We start from the raw sequence: 20419 nt of genomic DNA, 5'->3' as shown, positions 1-20419 counted from the left end.
TCGGTGGGGCCGGGTAGAACGGTCCCCGTGGACCCCACCCCCGCCGAGCTGGCACGTGCGCTCGGTCTGCACCCGCCGACCGAGGAGCAGGCCGCGGTCATCGCCGCGCCCGCCGGGCCCGCGCTCGTCGTCGCCGGGGCGGGGGCCGGCAAGACCGAGACCATGGCGGCCCGCGTCGTCTGGCTCGTCGCGACCGGCCGGGTGCTGCCCGAGCAGGTCCTCGGGCTGACCTTCACGCGCAAGGCCGCGCAGCAGCTGGGCACCCGCGTCCGCTCCCGGTTGCGCCGCCTCGCCGGGGCCCGGCTGCTCGACGACCTGGACCCGTCGGGCGCCCGGCGCGCCGCGCTGCTGGCGGGCGAGCCGACCGTCGCCACCTACCACGCCTACGCCGGGCGCCTGGTCGGCGAGCACGCGCTGCGGCTGCCCGCCGAGCCCGCCGCCCGGCTGCTCGGCCCGACCGCGGCCTGGCAGCTGGCCCACCGCGTCGTCTCCACCTGGGCCGCGGACCTGGAGATCGACCGGGTGCCCGCGACCGTCACCGGCTACCTGCTCTCCCTGGCCGGGGAGCTGGGGGAGCACCTCGTCGAGCCGGACCAGGTGCGGCGCCTCGCCGAGCGGATGCTGCCGGTGCTGCAGCACGCCCCGCCCGGCAAGCGGCAGCGCGCCGAACCCTCGTCCGGGTACAAGGCCCGCATCGCCGCGCAGCGGATGCGGTGCGAGCTGCTGCCGCTGGTCGAGGAGTTCGCCCGGCGCAAGCAGGCCGAACAGGCCATGGACTTCGCCGACCAGATGGCACTCGCGGCCCGCATCGCCGAGGCCGACCCGGAGGTCGGGCGGATCGAGCGTGCCCAGTACCGGGCGGTGCTGCTCGACGAGTACCAGGACACCGGGCACGCCCAGCGGGTGCTGCTCCGCGCGCTGTTCGGCGTGCCGCCGGGGCTCGCCCCGGAGCCCGGCGACGACCCGGAGTACCGCTCGGTCACCGCGGTCGGCGACCCCTGCCAGTCGATCTACGGCTGGCGCGGCGCGAGTGCCGGGAACCTGGCGCGCTTCCGCACCGACTTCCCCGCCGCGGGCGGCGACCCCGCCCCCGTGCACGGCCTGCTCACCAGCTTCCGGAACCCGGCCGAGGTGCTCGTGCTGGCCAACCGGGTCTCCGAGCCGCTGCGGACCGCGCCCGGCACCGTCCGGGTGGGGGAGCTGCGCCCGCTCGACGGCGCGGGCCCCGGCGACGTGCGGGCCGCCCTGCTGCCCGACGTCGCGGCCGAGGTCGCCTGGACCGCCGACGGCATCGCCGACCTCTGGCACGCCGGCCACGCCGACGGCACCCCGCCCACCGCCGCGGTGCTGGTCCGGCGCCGCTCCGACATGGACGCACTCGCCGCCGCGCTGCGTGACCGGCGGGTCCCGGTGGAGGTCGTCGGGCTCGGTGGGCTGCTGTCCACCCCCGAGGTCCGCGACCTCGTCTCCGCGCTGCGGGTGGTGTCCGACCCGCTCGCCGGGCCGGCCGCCGTACGGCTGCTCACCGGGCCCCGGTGGCGGCTCGGGATCGCCGACCTGGCCGCGCTGTGGCAGCGCGCCCGCGAGCTCGTCCCGCACCGCCCGGCGCGCCCCGGGCCGCTGTCGGCCGCCGACCTGGCGCTGGGGGCGCTGCCCGGTGAGCAGGCCGAGCAGGCCGGTCTCGTCGACGCGCTCGACGATCCGGGCGGCCCGGAGCGCTACTCCCCGGCCGGGTTCGACCGGGTCCGGCGCATCGGCCGCGAGCTCGCCCAGCTGCGCGCCCGCACCGCGGTCCCGCTGACCGACCTGGTCGCCGACGTGGAGCGGACCCTGCTCCTCGACGTCGAGACGGCGGCCCGTCCCGGCCCCACCGGCCGCGCGCACCTCGACGCGTTCGCCGACGTCGTCGCCGACTTCGCCGCCGGCGCGGACGTGCCGTCGCTCCCGGGCCTGCTCGACTACCTGGAGACCGCCGAGCAGGCGGAGGAGGGGCTGACCCCCGGCGAGGTGGAGGTCGCCCCGGACCGGGTGCAGATCCTGACCGTGCACGCCGCGAAGGGGCTGGAGTGGGAGGTCGTCGCCGTCCCGCACCTGGTCTCCCAGGTCTTCCCCGGTCGCAAGATGTCCGGGTCCTGGCTGAAGGACCCGGCCGCGCTGCCGGTGCCGCTGCGCGGCGACGCCGACGACCTGCCCGGTCTGCACCTGCCCCCTCCGGGTGCCGACCGCAAGCAGGTCGAGACCGCGCTCGACGACCACGACGACGCCCTCGACGAGCGCCGCCTCGCCGAGGAGCGCCGGCTGTTCTACGTCGCGCTCACCCGGTCCGAACGGGTGCTGCTGGTGTCCGGGCACCGCTGGCCCGCGACGGGGGAGCGGCCGAAGGAGCCGTCGGTGTTCCTGACCGAACTCGCCGAGATCCTGGAGGGGCCCGGCGGCTCCGAGGTCGGCGTGCTGGAGCAGTGGGCGCCCCCGCCCGAGGTCGACGCCGGGAACCCGGCGCTCGGCGTCGAACGGACCGCGCAGTGGCCGCCGGACCCGTTCGGCGACCGCGCCGACGACGTGCGCTCCGGGGCCGAGCTGGTCCGCGCCGCGCTGCGCGCCCGGCGCCCGAAGCGGCCGCGCCGCGCCGCGCAGACCGACCAGCTCGCACTCGAGCTGCCCCCGGCCCCCGACCCGGAGTCCGGGGCCGGCGTGGTCGACGCGGAGGGGGATCCCGAGGGCTGGGCAGCCGACGTCGACGTCCTGCTCGCGGAGCGGGCCGCGGCCGCCCAGCGGCCCACGGTGTCGCTGCCCGGGCGGCTGTCGGTGAGCCGGCTCGTCGAGCTCGCCGACGACCCGGACGCGCTCGCCGTCCGCCTGCGCCGTCCGGTGCCGATGCCGCCCAATCCGCACGCCCGCCGCGGCACCGCCTTCCACGCCTGGCTGGAGCAGCGCTTCGGCGCGGAACGCCTGCTGGACATCGACGAGCTGCCCGGCGCCGCCGACGAGTCGGTGTCCTCGGAGGCCGACGCGACCGAGCTCGCCGAGCTGCAGGCGGCGTTCGAGGCGTCGGAGTGGGCGGACCGCCGGCCGGTCGAGGTCGAGGTGTCGTTCGAGACGGTGCTGGCCGGGGTCGCCGTGCGGGGCCGAATGGACGCGGTGTTCGCCGACCCCGACGGGGGCTGGACGGTCGTGGACTGGAAGACCGGCGGCCTGCCCGCCGAGGACCGGAGGCAGGCGGTCGGGGTGCAGCTGGCCGCGTACCGGCTGGCGTGGGCGGCGCTGCAGGACGTCGAGCCCGACCGGGTGCGGGCGGCGTTCCACTACGTCCGCGAGGGCGTCACCCTGCGCCCGGCGGACCTGCTCGACGCCCGCGCGCTGCACGACCTCGTCGCCGGGGTGCCGACGGCCCCCGCCGAGCCGTAGTCACGGTCCCACCGCGGACCGTCGCGCGGCACCGTCTCGTGGCATCGGCATCGGCATCGGCATCGGCACCGGGGCCGGGCGCGGGGTGCGGACGCCGGCCCCAGCCCCGGACAGCGGAGAGCCCGCGCCCCCGGTGACGGGGACGCGGGCTCGGCGCGTGGGGTGGTTCGGGTCGGTGTGGCCTGTCAGTGTGCCTCGGCCTTGGCGATGCCGGCACCGGTCAGGGACCGGACCTCCATCTCGGCGTACTTGCTGCCGTCGTGGCGCTTCTGCCCGATGTAGGTACCGACCACACCGAGCAGGAACGACAGCGGGATCGAGACCAGACCGGGGTTCGCCAGCGGGAACCAGGCGAAGTTCCCGTCCGGGAAGATCGAGGTCTCGGACCCCGAGACGACCGGCGAGAACACGATCAGCACCAGGGTGCTGATCAGTCCGCCGTAGATCGAGTACAGGCCGCCGGTCGTGTTGAACCGCTTCCAGAACAGCGAGTACAGGATCGTCGGCAGGTTCGCCGACGCCGCGACGGCGAAGGCCAGGGCGACGAGGAACGCCACGTTCTGGTCCTTGGCCAGGATGCCGCCGACGATCGCCACGATGCCGATCACGATCGCGGTGCGGCGGGCGACCCGGACCTGGGTGGCCTCGGTGTCCTCGACGTTCCCGCGCTTGATCACGTTGATGTAGACGTCGTGCGCGAACGACGCCGACGCGGTGATCGTCAGACCGGCGACGACCGCCAGGATCGTCGCGAACGCGATCGCGGCGATGATCCCCAGCAGCACCGGGCCGCCCAGCGCGGCGGCCAGCAGCGGCGCCGCCGAGTTCACCTTGCCCGGCGCGTTGTTGATCGCCTCCGGCCCGACCAGTGCACCGGCCGCGAAGCCGATGACCAGCGTGAACAGGTAGAACAGGCCGATCAGCCAGATCGCGACCTCGACCGAGCGGCGGGCCTCCTTGGCCGTGGGCACGGTGTAGAAGCGCATCAGCACGTGCGGCAGGCCCGCGGTGCCGAGCACCAGTGCGATGCCGAGCGAGATGAAGTCGATCTTCGAGGTCAGCGACTTGCCGTACTGCTGGCCGGGGGCGAACAGGCCCTCGCCCTTGGGCGAGCCGTCCGCGGCGGCCTGCATGATCGCCGAGAAGTTGAAGCCGAACAGCGACAGCGCCCAGATCGTCATGACCAGCGCGCCGGTGATCAGCAGCACCGCCTTGATCATCTGCACCCAGGTGGTGCCGCGCATGCCGCCGATCAGCACGTAGGCGATCATCACGACGCCGACGACGGCGATCACGACACCCTGGGCGAAGGCGCCGGAGATGCCGAGCAGCAGCGACACCAGCGCACCGGCGCCGGCCATCTGCGCGAGCAGGTAGAAGAACGACACCGCGAGCGTCGAGGTGGCCGCCGCGGCGCGGATCGGGCGCTGCTTCATCCGGAACGCCAGGACGTCGCCCATGGTGAAGCGGCCGGTGTTGCGCATCAGCTCCGCCACCAGCAGCAGCGCGACCAGCCACGCGACCAGGAACCCGATCGAGTAGAGGAAGCCGTCGTAGCCGTTGATCGCGATGGCACCCGCGATCCCCAGGAACGACGCCGCCGACAGGTAGTCACCGGCGATCGCGAACCCGTTCTGGGTGCCGGAGAAGCCGCCGCCCGCGGTGTAGAAGTCGGCCGCGGTCTTCTTCGCGTGCCGGTTGTTGACGTAGAACACGATCCCCAGCGTCACGACGACGAACGCCAGGAAGATCGAGATGTTGAGGGCGGGGTTGCTGTCCGCCGTCGCCGCCAGGACTGTCGTGCTCATCGGGTCCCCTCGATCTCGCCGCGGAGCTTCGACGACAGTGGGTCGAGCACGCGGTCGGCATAGCGGATGTAGACCACCGTGATCGCGAAGGTCGACACGAACTGCAGCAGCCCGAGGATCAGCCCCAGGTTGATGTTGCCGAGCACCGGGGTGGCCATGAAGTCCGTCGCGAAGCTCGCGAGCAGCACGTACAGCAGGTACCAGCCCAGGAACCCTGCGGTCACCGGGAACACGAACCCGCGCAACCGCCTGCGCAGCTCCTGGAAGTCGGGGCTCGCCTGTGCGGCGGCCCAGTCGGGAGCGCCCGGCGTCGGATCGCCGGGCTGCTCGTCGGACTCGGTCGTACTCACGTATGCCTCCTTGCACAAGCCACGCACGGCCACGGGACCGGACCCAGGAAAGGGCCTTCGGGCCGTGTGCGGAACCCCACACGCACGCTCCGGGCGACCCAAGATGCAAGCGGCCGACGACCGGACGATCGAGCGCGGCACCGGACGACGAGCGGTCTTGACGACGATGTCGCCGCTACGCTAAAGCGCTCACTCTCGATCGGCCAGATGGAGCCGTAGCATCGTAGCTTCCGCGTCCGACGGAGCGTGATCGCCCAGTGACACTGCGATCATGACGAGGAACGCGCAGGGCACCGACCACAGCGCCGGCTGGGCGAGCAGCATCCCCGCCGTCCCGCCGAGCCCGAGCGCGGCACCCAGTGCCATCGAGCCGAGCGTCGCGAGGAGCCCGGTGACCATCCCGGCGTAGGCGCCCCGCGCGGTGAGCCCCTTCCACCACAGGCCCAGCACCAGCAGCGGGCAGAACGTCGACGCCGCGACGGTGAACGCCGAGGTCACCGCCGCACTGACGTCGACGCGCACCATCAGCAGGGCCGCCGGTACCACGGCCGCCGACGCGGCCAGCGCGGTCAGCCGCAGCCGGCGCAGCCCCGAGGGCATGAGGTCGTGCGCGAGCGCGCCGGACAGGGCGAGGAGCAGCCCGAGCGAGGTGGCCAGGAACGCGGCGAAGGCGCCCGCGGTGAGCATCGCGGTCAGTACCGCCGCGGTGCCGCCGCCGGTGACCCGCCCGGGCAGCGTGACGATCGCGGTGTCGGTGCCCTGCGAGAGGTACAGCTCCGGGGTGAGCACCGTGCCGAGGAGCCCGTAGACGATCGGGAACAGGTAGAACGCGCCGAGCATCGCGACGGTGATCGCCGCGGTCCGCCGGGCCCCGCGCCCGTCCGGGCTGGTGTGGAACCGCACGATGATGTGCGGCAGCCCCATCGTCCCCAACGCCGTCGCGACCAGCACCGACCAGGTCGTCAGCAGCGGCGAGGTGTCGGCGGCGCCGAGCAGCGGCAGCGCCCACTCGGCGCCGCCGGGCACCGGCAGCGACGCGTGGTCGCCACCCAGCTCGGGCACCGCGGCGCCGTCGGGGAAGACCCAGACGGAGTCGGCGGCGGCGTGGTGCGGGCCGGGGGCGAGCGGGACCGGCGCCCCGTCGACGACCACGACGGTCGGCTCGGTCAGCACCAGCTCGGTGTCGAGCCGGAAGTCGACCGGGGTCGCGGCGGTGAACCGGGTGAACTCCGGCGGGGCGGCCATGTCGGCCCGCAGCTGCGGGCCCGCGAGCAGCAGCAGCCAGATCGCGGGCCCGGCGAACAGCAGCAGCTTGAGCGCGAACTGGAACGGCCTGCACGTAGGTGGCCGCGCGCATCCCGCCCAGTGCCAGGGTCAGCCCGACGGCGAGCCCGGACACCACGACCCCGACCCAGTAGTCGACGCCGGAGACCAGCGTCAGCAGCTGCCCGGCCGCTACGATCTGTGGCACCAGGTAGAGGACCGCGATCACCACGACGACCACCGCGCAGAACCGGCGCAGCGACCGCGACCCGAGGCGGGCCTCGGCGAACCCGGGCACGGTCAGTGCGCCGGAGCGGCGCATCGGAGCGGCGACCAGCGCGAGCATCAGCAGATAGCCCGCGGCGAACCCGACCGGGTACCAGAGCGCCCCGGTCCCCTCCTTGATCACCAGCCCGGCGACGCCGAGGAACGAGGCCGCCGACAGGTACTCCCCGGAGACCGCGGCCGCGTTGAGCATCGGCGAGGTCCGCCGGGACGCGACGAGGAAGTCCGAGGTGGTCCGCATCGCCGCGACGCCACGTGCCCCGATCAGCACCGTGACCAGCAGCAGGGCGACGACCGCGGCGGCCGTCACGGGCGTTCCGCGCGTTCGGCCCGGCGCAGGTGCCACCAGGCCAGCAGACCGAGCAGCGGGTACGGCAGCCAGGCGACCGCGATCCAGCCCAGGGGGAGCCCGCCGACCCGCCACCGGGCAAGGTCCGGCGCGACCCGCAGCAGCACCGGCAGCCCGAACAGCAGCACCGCGGCGCAGGCCAGGGTGACCACGGCCCGGCGCAGCTGGACCCGGCGCAGACCGCGGGCCCGCTCGGCCAGCCCCGGGTCGAGCGTCGCGGCCGGCTGCGGGCGCGGTACGGCCGTGGCCCGCTCGGGCGGTGCGCTGACCGCGACCCGGCGCGGGCGGGAGCTCACGGCCGCCCCCGGCCGCTTCCCTGGCCGTCGCCGCCGTCGGGGGCGCGGTGGCCGTCGAGTGCCCCGGAGGTGGCCGCGGCGAGCAGCTGGTCGCGCAGGTCCCGGGCGTGGCGACGGCTGACCGGCACGTCACCGGCGTCGGTGTGGGCGAGGAGACCGCCGCCGGCGTCGCTGCGCAGCTCGCGGACCGCGGGCAGGTGCAGCAGGAAGCTGCGGTGCACCCGGACGAAGCTGTGCGGGTCCCAGTGCTCCTCCAGCCGCGACAGCGGGATCCGCACCAGGTGCGAGCCCTCGGGCAGGTGCAGCCGCACGTAGTCGCCGTGGGCCTCGACGAAGCGGACGTCCTCGCGGCGGACGTAGCGGCTGCGCCCGGCGGCCTCCACCGGCAGCACCGCGAGCTCGTCGACACGGGGCAGCGCGGGCCCCGGCGGCTCCGGAGAGCGCGCACCGGTGGCGCCCGGCCGAGCGGCCGAGCGGCCCGCCCGGGCCCGGTGCACCCGGCCGAGCGCGTCGGCGAGCCGGTCCGCGCCGACCGGCTTGAGCAGGTAGTCGACGGCGCCGAGGCCGTACGCGGCGACGGCGTGCTCCTCGAACGCCGTCACGAAGACGATCTCCGGTGGGGTGGCCATCGCGGCCAGCACACCGCCGAGCTCGAGGCCGTCCATCCCGGGCATGGTGATGTCGAGGAAGACGGCGTCGAACCGGCCGGTGGGGATCGCGCGCAGCGCCTCGACCGCGCCACCGGCGCGGGCGACCTCGCCGACGTCGGGCGCGTCGGCCAGCAGCGCGCAGATCTCGTCGAGGGCGGGGGCGACGTCGTCGACGGCGAGCACCCGCAGCGGCGCGGCGGAGGGGGCCACCTCAGATCACCACCCCGGGCTGGAACCGCGGGATCCGCAGCACGATCCGGGTGCCCGCGCCGGGCGCGGTCTCGATGACCAGGCCGTGGTCGGGGCCGTAGACCGCGCGCAGCCTGCGGTCGACGTTCACCAGCGCCAGCCCGGCCCCCTCGGCGGTCCCGGCCAGGACGTCGCGGGCGTGCTCGGGGCTCATGCCCGGACCGTCGTCGTCGACGGTGATGACGCAGACGTCCCCCTCGGCCTCGCCGCTGACCTGCACCAGCCCGCCGTCGGCGGAGCGCTCGACGCCGTGCTGCACCGCGTTCTCCACCAGCGGCTGCAGCGCCAGCACCGGGACCGGGACCGGCAACACCTCGGGCGCCACCCGTACCTGCACCCGCAGCCGCTCGCCGAGGACCGCGCGGGCGAGGGTCAGGTAGGCCTCGACGGACCGGAACTCCCCGGCCAGCGGCACGTAGTCGCCGCGTGCGGCCAGCGAGTGCCGGATGAACTCGGCGAAGGTCTCCAGCAGGTCGCGGGCGCGCGCCGGGTCCGAGCGGACGAACGAGGCGATCGTGGTGAGCGCGTTGTAGACGAAGTGCGGCGAGATCTGGGCCCGCAGCGCGCGCAGCCGGGCGGCCTCGGCCTCGGCCTCGCCGTCGGCGAGGCGGGCGCGTTCGAGGGCGTCGGCGACGAAGGCGGCGGCCCGGCGGGCGGCGGCGGACCCGACCTCACCGGCCAGGACGAGCACCGACCCGTCGCCGACGGGCAGTGCGGTGCGGCCGGCCTCGGTGAGCCGTCGCCCGCGGGTCCGTCCGGCGAGCGCGAGGCCGTCCGCGCGGCCGGGGCCCCACCAGGAGTCGGGCAGGCCGGGCCGGACCAGGCCCGCGGCGTCGGCACCGCAGAGCCCGGCGAGCCGGCGCAACGCCTCGGTCGCGGCGGGGGACCCGGCCGGTTCGCGCAGGCCCGCGGCCACCGCGACGCCCGTCTCGAGCGTCTCGGTCGGGTCCGGCCCCGGTGCGGCGGCACCGCGGAACCGGCGTGCGCTCAGCCGCGGACGCAGCGACGTGCGCGCGGTCGGCGTCGCACGTTCGTGGTCCCCGTCGGCCGACACCTGAGTGAGGATAGGGCCCGTGCGGTCGGTGCGGCGCGACCTGGGCGCTAGCCTGCGCAGGTGATCGGCTCCACCCGGCTCAGCGCACTCGACCCGCAGGTCGAGGGTGCGCTGCGGATGCCGGACACGCGGTCGGGTCCGGTGCGCTCGCTGATGACCCGCCTGGTGATCGCGGTGTTCGCGCTCGGCGCGACGACGTTGATCGTCTTCTTCGGGCGCGACGGCTACCTCGACAACAACGGCGCGGGCGAGATCTCGCTGCTCGACGCCCTCTACTACGCGACGGTGTCGCTGTCGACGACCGGCTACGGCGACATCGTCCCGGTCAGCCCGATGGCCCGCGGCATCAACATCGCGGTGATCACCCCGTTGCGGGTGCTGTTCCTGATCGTCCTCGTCGGCACGACCGTCGAGCTGCTCACCGAGCGGTCGCGGCAGTCGTTCCGAATCCAGCGCTGGAGGTCGCGCGTGCGCGAGCACATCGTCGTCGTCGGCTACGGCACCAAGGGTCGCGCGGCGGTGGAAACGCTGCTGGGCGACGACGTGGACCCCGGGAAGATCGTCGTCGTCGACACCGACCGGGCGCGGCTGGACGTGGCGTCGGGGCTGGGGCTGGTCACCGTGTCCGGCAACGCGACCCGGTCCGCGGTGCTGCGCATCGCCGGGGTGCAGCTGGCGACGACGCTGGTCGTCGCCCTGGACCGCGACGACACCGCGGTGCTGGTCACCCTGACCGCCCGCGAGCTGTCCAAGTCCATCTCGATCGTCGCCGCGGTGCGCGAGGCGGAGAACGTGCACCTGCTCCGCCAGTCCGGTGCCAGCTCGGTCATCGTGTCCGACGAGACGGCCGGCCGGCTGCTGGGCGTCGCGACCCGCTCGCCCGCGGTCGTCGAGGTGGTGGAGGACCTGCTCACCCCGGACGCCGGCTTCGCGATCTCCCAGCGCCAGGTCGAGCCGACCGAGGTCGGCGGCTCGCCGCGGCACCTGCCCGACATCGTGCTCGGCGTGGTGCGCGGCGAGCAGCTCCACCGGGTGGACTCCGCCGCCGTCGACGCGCTCGAGCGCGGCGACCAGCTGCTCTACGTCCGCAAGGCCACCCCGCCGGACGAGGAGTAGACCCCTCGACCTGAATCGGCCCCTTGACCTGAATCGGACTTCAGGTCGCACGGTGGTGACCATGCGATCACCGACCGGCTACACCGACCTTGCCGGGCTGATGACCCGGTTGACCGGCGACGAGAAGCACGAGGCCGCCGCGACCTCCACCCTCGACGTCCTCTGGGTCCTCTACGACCGCATCCTGCGCGTCGACCCGCAGCATCCGGACGACCCCGACCGCGACCGGCTCCTGATCTCCAAGGGGCACGGCCCGATGGCGCTCTACGCCGTTCTCGCCGCCCGCGGCTTCCTCGACCCCGCGACGTTCGACCGGTTCGCCGCGTTCGACTCGAACCTCGGCCACCACCCCGACCGCACCCTCGTGTCCGGCGTCGAGATCTCCTCCGGCTCGCTCGGGCACGGGCTCGGCCTGGCCGTCGGCACCGCGCTCGGGCTGCGGCTGGCCGGGCGCGACGCACGCACCGTCGTGCTGCTCGGCGACGCCGAGTTCGACGAGGGGGCCAACACGGAGGCCGTCCAGTACGCCGGCCGGGTCGGCCTCGCCGGGCTGACCGCGGTCGTCGTCGACAACAGCTCGGCCTCGCACGGCTGGCCCGGCGGGATCGCCGCGCGCTTCGCGGTCGAGGGGTGGGCGACCGTCGACGCCGACGGCCGCGACCACGACGCGCTGGAGCGGGCGTTCCGCACCGACCACGCCGACCGGCCGCTCGCGGTCGTCGCCCACGTCGAGCCGAAGGGGAGTGCCCGATGACCGGCTTTGCTCTGCTCACCGATACGCAGAACGCCACCACCTCCGAGCCCGCGACCCCGCCCGACCTGCGGGAGCGCTTCTACGGCCTGCTGCCGGAGCTGCTCGCGTCCGACCCGCGGGCCGTCGCGCTGCTGGCCGACATCGGCGCCGGCTACATCGACGCACCGGCCGCCGTCGCCGACCGAGTGATCAACCTCGGCATCCGCGAGCAGCTGCTCGTCTCCGCCGCCGGCGGGCTCGCGCTGGCCGGGATGCGCCCGGTCGTCCACACCTTCGCGCCGTTCCTCGTCGAGCGGCCGTACGAGCAGCTCAAGCTCGACCTCGGCCACCAGGGCGTCGGTGCGGTGCTGGTGTCGGCCGGCGGGTCCTACGACATGGCGGGCGCGGGGGAGACCCACTTCGGCCCGCGCGACGTGCCGCTGCTCGACACCCTCGAGGGCTGGACCGTGCACGTGCCCGGGCACGCCGACGAGGCCGAGGCGCAGCTGCGCGCCGCCCTGCCCGGCGACGACCGGGTCTACCTCCGGCTGTCGGGCGCGTCCAACGCGCGGCCGTACGGCACCGGGCCGTCGATGACGGTGCTGCGCCGCGGGGGCCGGGGGACGGTCGTCGCCGTCGGGCCGCTGGCGGACCGGACGCTCGCCGCCGTCGAGGGGCTCGACGTGACCGTGCTCTACGCGCCCACGGTGCGCCCGTTCGACACGGCGACGGTGCGCGCCACGCTGTCGGAGCCGGACGTCGTGCTCGTCGAGCCCTACCTGGCCGGGACCTCGGTGCGGCCGGTGGCCGAGGCGCTGCGCGACGTGCGGCACCGGGTGCTCGGACTCGGGGTCGGCGCGGCCGAGCTGCGCCGCTACGGCAGCCCGGACGACCACGACGCCGCCCACGGCCTGGACGTCGCGGGCATCCGGCGATCGGTGACGCGCTTCCTCTCGTAGGGTCGGGGCCGTGCGTCTGGCGACCTGGAACGTGAACTCCGCGAAGTCCCGGCTGCCCCGGCTGCTGCCGTGGCTCGACGAACGGGAACCCGACATCGTCTGCCTTCAGGAGACCAAGCTCTCCGACGACGACTTCGCCGCGAGCTTCGACGAGGCCCTTGCCGAGCGCGGCTACGCGTGGGCGCACCACGGCCAGGGCCGGTGGAACGGTGTCGCCCTGCTGTCGCGGGTGGGGCTCGACGACGTCGTGCGCGGCCTGCCCGACGAGCCCGTCTTCACCGAGGGCGGGCTCGCCGAGCCGGACGCGCGCGCCGTCACCGCGACCTGCGGCGGACTGCGGGTCACCTCGGTGTACGTGCCGAACGGCCGCAGCCCGGAGGACCCGCACTACGCCTACAAGCTGCGCTGGCTCGCCGCGCTGCGCGACCAGGTCGCGGCTGGCGACCCGGACTCGACGGTGGTGGCCGGGGACGTCAACATCGCCCCCACCGACGACGACGTGTGGGACCGGTCCCTGTTCGACGGCGCCACCCACGTCACCCCCGACGAGCGCGCCGCGCTCGCCGCGCTGCTCGGGACCGGGCTGCGCGACGTCCTGCGCGAGCGCTGGCCCGACGAGCGGGTGTTCAGCTACTGGGACTACCGGGCCGGCCGCTTCCACCAGGACCAGGGGATGCGGATCGACCTCGTGCTGGCCGGACCGGGCCCGGCCGACCGGCGCGCCGCGGTGTGGGTGGACCGCAAGGCACGCAAGGGGAAGTTGCCCAGCGACCACGCCCCTGTCGTCCTGGACCTGGACGAGGCCCCCGACGGCGACGTCGGACCGGTCGTCCCGCCGCCGTCGGCCCCTGCGCCGCTCAGCCGTCGGCGATAGCCACTCGCCGCCCGCTGGGTCCGCCGCGCGGTTGGAGCTGCGCCACATGGGGTAGGGCGATAGCCCATAAGGCCTAGCAGTGACTCCCGGGGGATGACTCGCATGACGCGTAGGACCATGACCAGCCCGCGCCGGATCAGCCGCACCGTCGGTGCCGCCGTCGCCGCGGCCGCGCTCGTCGGACTGACCGCCTGTGGTGGCGAGACGCCGCAGGTGCCGAACCTGCCGGACAACCTGCCGCAGGTCCCGGGCGTCGGTGACCCGCGCCAGGCGTTCGGCGACGCCCACCAGAAGGCCCTCGGGCTCGCCGCGCTCGGCGGCATCGGCCTGGAGCAGGGGGTCGGGAACACGGTCAAGGAGCTCGCGCCGCAGGTGCAGGGCGAGGGCCAGCAGCTCAACGACAAGCTGCGGGGCCTGGCGTCGGCGATCGGCGTCTCGCTGCCCGACCAGGTCTCCCCGGAGATCCAGGCCCAGGTCGACGACCTGAAGGCCCGCACCGATGAGCAGTTCGACCAGGGCTGGCTGCAGGCCGCGCAGGCCCAGGTCGGAGCGCTCAGCGACCAGGCCCAGCAGCTGCTGAACGTGCCCGGCCTGCCGCCGGAGCAGCTCGACCAGGCCCGGGCGCAGCTGACGAACCTGGGTGAGCTGAAGACCAAGCTGGACCAGGCCGCGGCCGAGGCCGGCGCCACGACCCCGGGCTCGGGCTCGGGCAATGCCGACGGGAACGGCTCCGGCGCCGACGGGAACGCCGGAAACGGGACCGCGCCCGGCGACGGGTCCGGCAACGGGTCCGGCAACGGCTCTGGCAACGGGGCCGGCAACGGCTCCGCCTCCGGTTCCGGCTCGCCCGCCGTCGACGCCGGCACCGGCGGCCAGGCGGCGTCGGCGTCCGACGTCGCGCTGCCGGTCGCGCTCGGCGGTGCCGGGCTGCTGCTGCTCGTCGCCGGCGCCGTCCGGCTGCGTCGCGCCCGCGCGTGACCCGTCGGCGCTGGCGCCCGGCCGGGGGCGTCCGGGGAGCGGTCGCGCTGCTGCTCCTCGGCGTCGCCCTGCTGGGCTCCGGCGCCGGTCTCGCGCTCGGCGGTGACACCCGCGTGGAGGCGAGCGACCTCGGCGCGGTCCCCACGGAACCCACCGCCGCGACGCGTGCGGTGCCGGCGGCCCGGGTACTGCCGGTCCTGGCGCCGCCCGACCCGGTCGCGGTACCCGGGGCCCCGATCGCGCCGCGCGAGCCGTGGACCGTCTCGGCGGTCTTCCCGCGCCCCGCGGCCGAGCCCGGCGCCGCGTCGCCGCCGGTCGTCCCGACGGTCCTGGAGCTCCCCGCGCGCGGCCTGGCCGCACCCGTCGACGCGGTCGGCACCGCCCCGGACGGCGGGATGGTCGTCCCCGAGCAGGTGCGCACGGTCGGCTGGTGGGCACCCGGCGTCCTGCCGGGCGGCACGACCGGGAGCGCCGTGATCGCCGGCCACGTCGACTCGCGCACCCAGGGCATCGGGTTCCTGTCGGTGCTGCCGCAGCTCGTGGTGGGCGAGCCGGTCGTCGTCCGGGGTGCCGACGGCCGCACCGCCGGCTACCGGGTCGTCGCGCGTCGCGAGTACGGCAAGCACGACCTGCCCCGCGAGGTGTTCCGCCGCGACGGCGACCCGCAGCTCGTCCTGATCACCTGTGGCGGGGTGTTCGACCCGGCCGCACGGAGCTACGAGTCGAACATCGTCGTCTACGCCGTCCCGGAGCCCTGACCCGCCGCCGGCCCTGCTGCGTCACGGTGAGCAGAGCGGTCTCACGGATACCCGGTCGGCCCCTCGCCGGCGACCGCCTACCCTGACCTGCGTGAGCAGCACCGTGACCGCCCCGCAGGAGACGACCGAGGCACCGGAGTACGCCGCCGTCCGTGAGGCCGCGCAGCGCGCCCGGGCCGCCGCCCCGGCCGTCCGCGCGGCGGGCGAGGGCCGGATCGACGACGCCCTGCGCGCCGCCGCGTCGCTGATCCGGGACCGCGCGCACGAGCTGCTCGAGGTCAACGCCGCCGACGTCGCGACGGCCGAGCGGAACGGCATGGCCGCGGGTCTGCTCGACCGGCTGCGGCTGGACCCCGAGCGGCTCGCCGGCATCGCCACCCAGCTCGAGGTGCTCGCCGCGACCCCCGAGCCGCCCACCGAGTGGCCGGTCCGCACGCTGGAGACCGGCGAGCGGGTGTTCGAGCGACGCATCCCGGTCGGCGTCATCGGCGCGGTGTTCGAGGCCCGACCGAACGTGACGGTGGACGTCGCCTCGCAGGTCCTCAAGGCCCGCAGCGCCGCCGTCCTGCGCACCGGGTCGGCCGCGCTCGGCAGCGCCACCGCACTCGTCGAGCAGGTGCTGCGCCCCGCACTGGCCGACGCCGGGCTCCCCGAGGCCGCCGTCCAGCTCGTCCCGCTGCCCGGCCACGCCGGCGCCGAGGCGCTGGTCGGGCTGCCCGACCTGGTGCCGCTGGTCGTCGTCCGCGGGTCCGGGGACGTCACCCGCAAGCTGTCGGTGCTCGGTGCGACCGCGGGCACCCGGGTGCTCGCCCACGCCGACGGCGGCGGGGTGCTCTACCTCGACGCCAGCGCCACCGAGGCCGACGTCACGCGGCTGGTCACCGACTCGACCGACCGGCTCGGCGTCTGCAACCGGCTGAACCTGCTGCTCATCGACCGGCCCGTCTACGACACCCTGCTGCCGGTCGCGAAGGCCGCCCTCGACGCCCGCGGCGTCGCGCTGTCGCTGCCCCCGCACGACCACCCGCTCGGCCACGAGTGGGCCCTGGACTCCGGGGCGGAGGCGCACGTGACCGTCGCCGTCGTCGACGGGCCGGACGACGCCGCCGACACCGCAACCCGGGAGACCTCCGGCCTGGCCGCGACGATCTGCGCCGCCGACGAGCAGGTCGCCCGGCGCTTCATCGACCGCTACACCGGCACCGGGGTGTTCTGGAACGCGCCGTCGCGGCTCCTCGACGGCTACAAGCTGCTCGGGCTGCCCGAGACCGGCATCAACGTCGACCACACGCCCGGCCCGCGCGGCCCGGTCACCTACCGCGACCTCGGGCTGCGCCAGTTCGTGATCCTGCCGCCCGAGCACGCCTGACCGGGCAGGTTGTCGGGGGTGGGGGATAGCCTCGCTCCCGTGTCCGTGATCGCCGACCAATCCGCTCTCGAGCTGCACCGGGCCACGCTGGCCAACGGGCTGCGCGTGCTCGTCGTCCCGGACCCGGCCACCCCGGTGGTCGGGGTCTCGGTGCACGTCGACGTGGGCTTCCGTTCCGAGCCGCAGGGCCGCACCGGCTTCGCGCACCTGTTCGAGCACCTGATGTTCCAGGGCAGCGAGAGCCTGGAGAAGCTGGAGCACTTCCGGCAGGTCCAGTCCGCGGGCGGGATCTTCAACGGCTCGACCCACCAGGACTACACCGACTACTTCCAGGTGCTGCCCGGTGCGGCGCTGGAACGGGCGCTGTTCCTGGAGGCCGACCGGCTGCGGGCCCCGAAGCTCACCGTCGAGAACCTGCGCAACCAGGTCGACGTCGTGAAGGAGGAGATCCGGCTCAACGTCCACAACCGCCCCTACGGCGGGTTCCCGTGGATCCTGCTGCCCCCGGTCCTCTACGATACCTTCCCGAACGCGCACAACGGCTACGGCGACTTCTCCGAGCTGGAGCAGGCGAGCCTGGACGACGCGGCCGCGTTCTTCGACACCTTCTACGCGCCGGGCAACGCCCTGGTCACCGTGCACGGCGACCTGTCCGAGCACGGTGTCGACGGCACCCTGGCCCTGGTCGAGTGGCACTTCGGGGACATCCCCGCCCGGCCCGTCCCGCAGCGGCCGTCGTTCGCCGAGCCCGCTCCCGGTGCCGAGCGCCGGCAGGCGGTGGCCGACGCGCACGCCCCGCTGCCCGCGCTCGCGCTCGGCTACCGCGTTCCCGACCCGGCCGCCGAGCCAGACGCCTACCTCGCCCACGCCATGCTCGCCACCGTCCTGGCCGACGGCGAGGCCTCGCGGCTGCAGCGCCGCCTGGTCCACGGCGGCGCCGACGGGGCTGCCCTGGTCACCGACGTCTCGGCGTCCAACGGCCTGATGGGCGGCCCGTTCGACGCCCGCGACCCCGACACCTTCACCATCACCGCGGTGCATCCGGCCGAGGTGTCCGCGGACCGGGTCACCGCCGCGGTCGACGAGGAGCTGGACCGCCTCGCCGAGCAGGGCCCCGACACCGAGGAGCTGGCGCGCCAGACCGCCCGCTGGGTCGCCGCCCTGCACCGCGAGGACGACCGCGTCATGTACCGGATGCTCGGGCTCGGCGCCCGCGAGCTGCTCTACGGCCGCGCCGAGCTCGCCGTCGAGCTCCCCGGCAGGCTGGCCGCGCTGACCGGTGCCGACGTCGCCGCCGCGGCCGCCCGGCTGCGGTCCTCCGGGCGGGCCGTCCTGCTGGTCGAGCCGACCGCCGAACCGGCCGGGGACGGCGACGCGTGAGCGCCCCGACCCGCCCCGGCACCGTGAACCACACCGAAGGGGGCCCTGCGTGAGCGCCGACCGCACCCACCGCAGCGCGGAGGAGATCGGCCGCACCGAGCGCGGCCCCCGCCCGCTGCCGTCCCTCGGCCGCACCAAGGAGGTGCCGCTGCCGGACGTGCTCACCGAGACCCTCCCGAACGGGCTGACCGTCCTGGCCGCCCACCGTCCGGGGGTCCCGCTGGTCGAGACCGTCCTGCGGATCCCGGCCGCCTCTCCGGAGCCGGTCGCCGACGCCGCCCGCACCGCGGGCACCGAGGTGCTCGCCGAGACCGTCCTGACCGGCACCGCGGGCCGCGACCGGATCGGCATCGACGACGCACTGGCCTCGGTCGGCGGGGAGCTCGGCGTCGCCGTCGACCCGGAGTACCTGCAGGCGGGCGGCTCCGCACTGGCCACCGGACTGCCGACGGTCCTCGACGTCCTCGCCGACGTCCTCACCGGCGCCACCCATCCCGACGCCGAGGTCGCCCGTGAGCGGTCCCGGCTGGCCGAGCGGATCGCGGTCGCTCGCGCGCAGCCGCGCACCGTCGCCCGCGAGGCGCTGATGCGCCGCCGCTTCGGCGACCACCCGATCGTCTCGGAGATGCCGACCGCCGAGGCGGTCGCCGCGGTGACCCCGGAGCGGGTGCGGGAGCTGCACGCCGACGTCGTCGTCCCGGACGGCGCGAGCCTGGTCCTCGTCGGCGACATCGACCCCGAGGCCGCCATCGCCGAGGTCGCCCGCCGGCTCGGGGGATGGACCGGCGACCACCCCGCCCGGTCGCTGTCCGCCCCGCCGATGCCGCAGGCGGGTGACCTGGAACTGGTCCACCGGCCCGGCTCCGTGCAGTCCCAGCTGCGCCTCACCGCGCCCGGCCTGGACCGCACGGACGAGCGCTACACCGCCTTCCAGCTCGCGAACCTCGTGTTCGGCGGCTACTTCTCCTCGCGCTGGATGGAGAACATCCGGGAGGACAAGGGCTACACCTACGGCGCACACTCCGGCCAGGAGTTCGTGCCCGGCGGCGCGGTGCTCGGCCTCGACGCCGACGTCGCCTCCGACGTCACCGCCGCCGCCCTGCTCGAGACCCGCTACGAGCTCGGCCGCATGGTGGCGGTCCCGCCGGCCGAGCAGGAGGTCACCTCGGCCCGTCGCTACGCGATCGGCTCGCTGCTGATCTCGCTGGACAGCCAGTCCGCGCTGGCCGGCACCCTGTCCGCGCTGCCCGCCGCGGGGCTCGATGTCGACTGGCTCCGGGACCGGCCGCGCCGGTTGGAGGAGGTGACCGTCGACGAGGTCGCCGAAGCCGCCACCGCGCTGTTCGCGCCGACCCGGTTCACCGGGGTGATCGTCGGGGACGCCGACGTGATCGGGCCACCGCTCGCCGCGCTCGGCGGCGTGGTCCGCGGAGGCGGGCGATGAGCCGCGGGGACTTCTCCCTCACCGAGGAGCCGGTGCTGTCGCGCAACGCGCTGTCCCGCGACGAGAACCGGCGCCTCGACCCCGGCTACGTGCGCGACACCTGGGCGAAGGCACGTGTCGTCGTCGTCGACGAGTCGGGCCGCACCCCGGTCGACTGGGAGGTCGAGCCGGGCCGCGAGTTCCGCGAGGTCGATGCCGCCGCCTGGGACGACGCGGCGGGCCGCGGCGGGCACGTCCGGACCCGCGCGGGCACCGACGTCGCCGCGGAGCCGCCGGCCGAGGCCGTGCTGCTCGGCGAACGCGACGGCGTCCCGTACTGGGCGGTGCGTGTCGGGACCGAACGCACCGCCGACAGCGACATCTTCACCGGCGAGGGGGAGTGGGCCGACCTGCGCGCCGCCGGCGCGTTCCTCGACCCGCTCGGATCCGGGCTGCTCACCGGTGCGGTCGCCACGCTGAACTGGCACGACCGCGCCCGGTTCTGCGCGATCGACGGCACCCGCACGCGCCCGCACAACGCTGGCTGGGCCCGGATCTGCGACAACGGCCACGAGGAGTACCCGCGCACCGACCCGGCGATCATCTGCCTGGTGCACGACGGCGCGGACCGCGTCCTGCTCGCCCGTCAGCCGGTGTGGCCGGCCGGGCGCTACTCGGTGCTCGCCGGGTTCGTGGAGTCCGGCGAGTCGCTGGAGGCGTGCGTGCACCGCGAGATCTCGGAGGAGGTCGGCATCGCGGTGTCCGACGTGCGCTACCTCGGCAGCCAGGCGTGGCCGTTCCCGCGGTCGCTGATGGTCGGCTTCCACGCGATCGGGGACCCGGACGTGCCGCTGACCCCGCAGGACGGCGAGATCGCCGACGCCCTGTGGATCACCCGGGACACGCTGCGGGCGGCACTGGCCCGCGGCGACTGGGGCTCCCGGGACGAGCCCGACCCCGGCGACGGCCCGGTCGTCATGCTGCCGGGCAAGGTCTCGATCGCGCGCACCATGCTGGAGTCCTGGGCGGCCGCCGGGAGCTGACCCGCGGACGAAGCGACGGCCCGCCCCGGTGAGGTACCGGTGGCGGGCCGTCGCGCTCCGTGGTGGGAGATCAGGGA

General features: G+C 75.3%; 16 protein-coding genes and 1 pseudogene. 11 read left to right on the top strand and 6 right to left on the bottom strand.

From position 1 onward, the window contains the following. The first annotated feature begins 27 nt into the window (after positions 1-27). Entirely contained in the window at positions 28-3405 is a 3378-nt protein-coding gene (locus FVA95_RS03820) for an ATP-dependent DNA helicase (protein WP_149662957.1), read from the top strand. A gap of 185 nt (positions 3406-3590) precedes the next feature. Here FVA95_RS03820 and FVA95_RS03815 read toward each other — a convergent pair whose 3' ends face one another. The 6 genes and pseudogenes from FVA95_RS03815 to FVA95_RS03790 form a co-directional block, all read right to left on the bottom strand. Further along, positions 3591-5213, bottom strand: a complete 1623-nt coding sequence (locus tag FVA95_RS03815; RefSeq protein ID WP_149662956.1) for a cation acetate symporter — start codon at positions 5211-5213, stop codon at positions 3591-3593. Next, positions 5210-5563, bottom strand: a complete 354-nt coding sequence (locus tag FVA95_RS03810; RefSeq protein ID WP_149662955.1) for a DUF485 domain-containing protein — start codon at positions 5561-5563, stop codon at positions 5210-5212. Before FVA95_RS03810 ends, FVA95_RS03815 begins: the two co-directional genes overlap by 4 nt. A gap of 189 nt (positions 5564-5752) precedes the next feature. Beyond that, a pseudogene (locus tag FVA95_RS03805) lies at positions 5753-7421 on the bottom strand (cation acetate symporter). Beyond that, complete coding sequence (locus FVA95_RS03800; RefSeq protein ID WP_149662954.1) at positions 7418-7756, bottom strand: hypothetical protein; 339 nt, start codon at positions 7754-7756, stop codon at positions 7418-7420. Before FVA95_RS03800 ends, FVA95_RS03805 begins: the two are co-directional and overlap by 4 nt. Then, positions 7753-8616: a LytTR family DNA-binding domain-containing protein gene (locus FVA95_RS03795; protein WP_149662953.1), complete on the bottom strand. Its 864-nt coding sequence runs from the start codon at positions 8614-8616 to the stop codon at positions 7753-7755. The genes FVA95_RS03800 and FVA95_RS03795 overlap by 4 nt, the downstream gene beginning before the upstream one ends. 1 nt (position 8617) lies before the next feature. Beyond that, positions 8618-9709: a sensor histidine kinase gene (locus FVA95_RS03790; protein WP_240051250.1), complete on the bottom strand. Its 1092-nt coding sequence runs from the start codon at positions 9707-9709 to the stop codon at positions 8618-8620. Positions 9710-9826: 117 nt separating this feature from the next. Here FVA95_RS03790 and FVA95_RS03785 point away from each other — a divergent pair, with 117 nt between their 5' ends. From FVA95_RS03785 to nudC, 10 genes are all read left to right on the top strand, one after another. Next, positions 9827-10825 carry a TrkA family potassium uptake protein gene (locus tag FVA95_RS03785; RefSeq protein ID WP_226363087.1) on the top strand — a complete coding sequence of 333 codons (999 nt, stop codon included), beginning with the start codon at positions 9827-9829 and terminating at the stop codon, positions 10823-10825. Positions 10826-10886: 61 nt separating this feature from the next. Continuing rightward, positions 10887-11579, top strand: a complete 693-nt coding sequence (locus FVA95_RS03780) for a transketolase (RefSeq protein WP_149662951.1) — start codon at positions 10887-10889, stop codon at positions 11577-11579. Then, complete coding sequence (locus tag FVA95_RS03775) at positions 11576-12517, top strand: transketolase family protein (protein WP_149662950.1); 942 nt, start codon at positions 11576-11578, stop codon at positions 12515-12517. The genes FVA95_RS03780 and FVA95_RS03775 overlap by 4 nt, the downstream gene beginning before the upstream one ends. A gap of 10 nt (positions 12518-12527) precedes the next feature. After that, complete coding sequence (locus FVA95_RS03770) at positions 12528-13391, top strand: exodeoxyribonuclease III (RefSeq protein WP_149662949.1); 864 nt, start codon at positions 12528-12530, stop codon at positions 13389-13391. Between the two features lie 102 nt (positions 13392-13493). Further along, positions 13494-14369, top strand: coding sequence for a DUF4142 domain-containing protein (locus tag FVA95_RS03765; protein WP_161992189.1), 876 nt, complete (start codon positions 13494-13496; stop codon positions 14367-14369). Beyond that, the gene (locus tag FVA95_RS03760; RefSeq protein ID WP_149662947.1) at positions 14366-15127 is read left to right on the top strand and encodes a class F sortase; all 762 of its coding nucleotides are present in this window, start codon (positions 14366-14368) and stop codon (positions 15125-15127) included. Before FVA95_RS03765 ends, FVA95_RS03760 begins: the two co-directional genes overlap by 4 nt. Before the next feature lie 91 nt (positions 15128-15218). Beyond that, positions 15219-16496: an aldehyde dehydrogenase family protein gene (locus tag FVA95_RS03755; RefSeq protein WP_149662946.1), complete on the top strand. Its 1278-nt coding sequence runs from the start codon at positions 15219-15221 to the stop codon at positions 16494-16496. Positions 16497-16535: 39 nt separating this feature from the next. After that, positions 16536-17876: a pitrilysin family protein gene (locus FVA95_RS03750; RefSeq protein WP_193564290.1), complete on the top strand. Its 1341-nt coding sequence runs from the start codon at positions 16536-16538 to the stop codon at positions 17874-17876. 49 nt (positions 17877-17925) lie between these two features. Beyond that, positions 17926-19320, top strand: coding sequence for a pitrilysin family protein (locus FVA95_RS03745; protein WP_149662945.1), 1395 nt, complete (start codon positions 17926-17928; stop codon positions 19318-19320). Beyond that, positions 19317-20342 (top strand): NAD(+) diphosphatase, encoded by a 1026-nt coding sequence (gene nudC, locus FVA95_RS03740; RefSeq protein ID WP_149662944.1) that lies wholly within the window; start codon positions 19317-19319, stop codon positions 20340-20342. Before FVA95_RS03745 ends, nudC begins: the two co-directional genes overlap by 4 nt. The last annotated feature ends 77 nt before the right edge of the window (positions 20343-20419 follow it).

Origin of the sequence: Pseudonocardia sp. EV170527-09 (assembly GCF_008369905.1) — a bacterium.
In the GTDB taxonomy this organism is placed as follows: domain Bacteria; phylum Actinomycetota; class Actinomycetes; order Mycobacteriales; family Pseudonocardiaceae; genus Pseudonocardia.
Note: the sequence above shows the minus strand (reverse complement) of the source record. Positions and strands in the feature narration are given on the sequence as shown.

What these genes read in the sequence shown, in the direction of transcription:
- nudC (WP_149662944.1), top strand. Translation starts at nt 19,317, where the DNA reads ATGAGCCGCGGGGACTTCTCCCTCACCGAGGAGCCGGTGCTGTCGCGC.
- FVA95_RS03765 (WP_161992189.1), top strand. Translation starts at nt 13,494, where the DNA reads ATGACGCGTAGGACCATGACCAGCCCGCGCCGGATCAGCCGCACCGTC.
- FVA95_RS03775 (WP_149662950.1), top strand. Translation starts at nt 11,576, where the DNA reads ATGACCGGCTTTGCTCTGCTCACCGATACGCAGAACGCCACCACCTCC.
- FVA95_RS03780 (WP_149662951.1), top strand. Translation starts at nt 10,887, where the DNA reads ATGCGATCACCGACCGGCTACACCGACCTTGCCGGGCTGATGACCCGG.
- FVA95_RS03785 (WP_226363087.1), top strand. Translation starts at nt 9,827, where the DNA reads ATGCCGGACACGCGGTCGGGTCCGGTGCGCTCGCTGATGACCCGCCTG.
- FVA95_RS03815 (WP_149662956.1), bottom strand. Translation starts at nt 5,213, where the DNA reads ATGAGCACGACAGTCCTGGCGGCGACGGCGGACAGCAACCCCGCCCTC.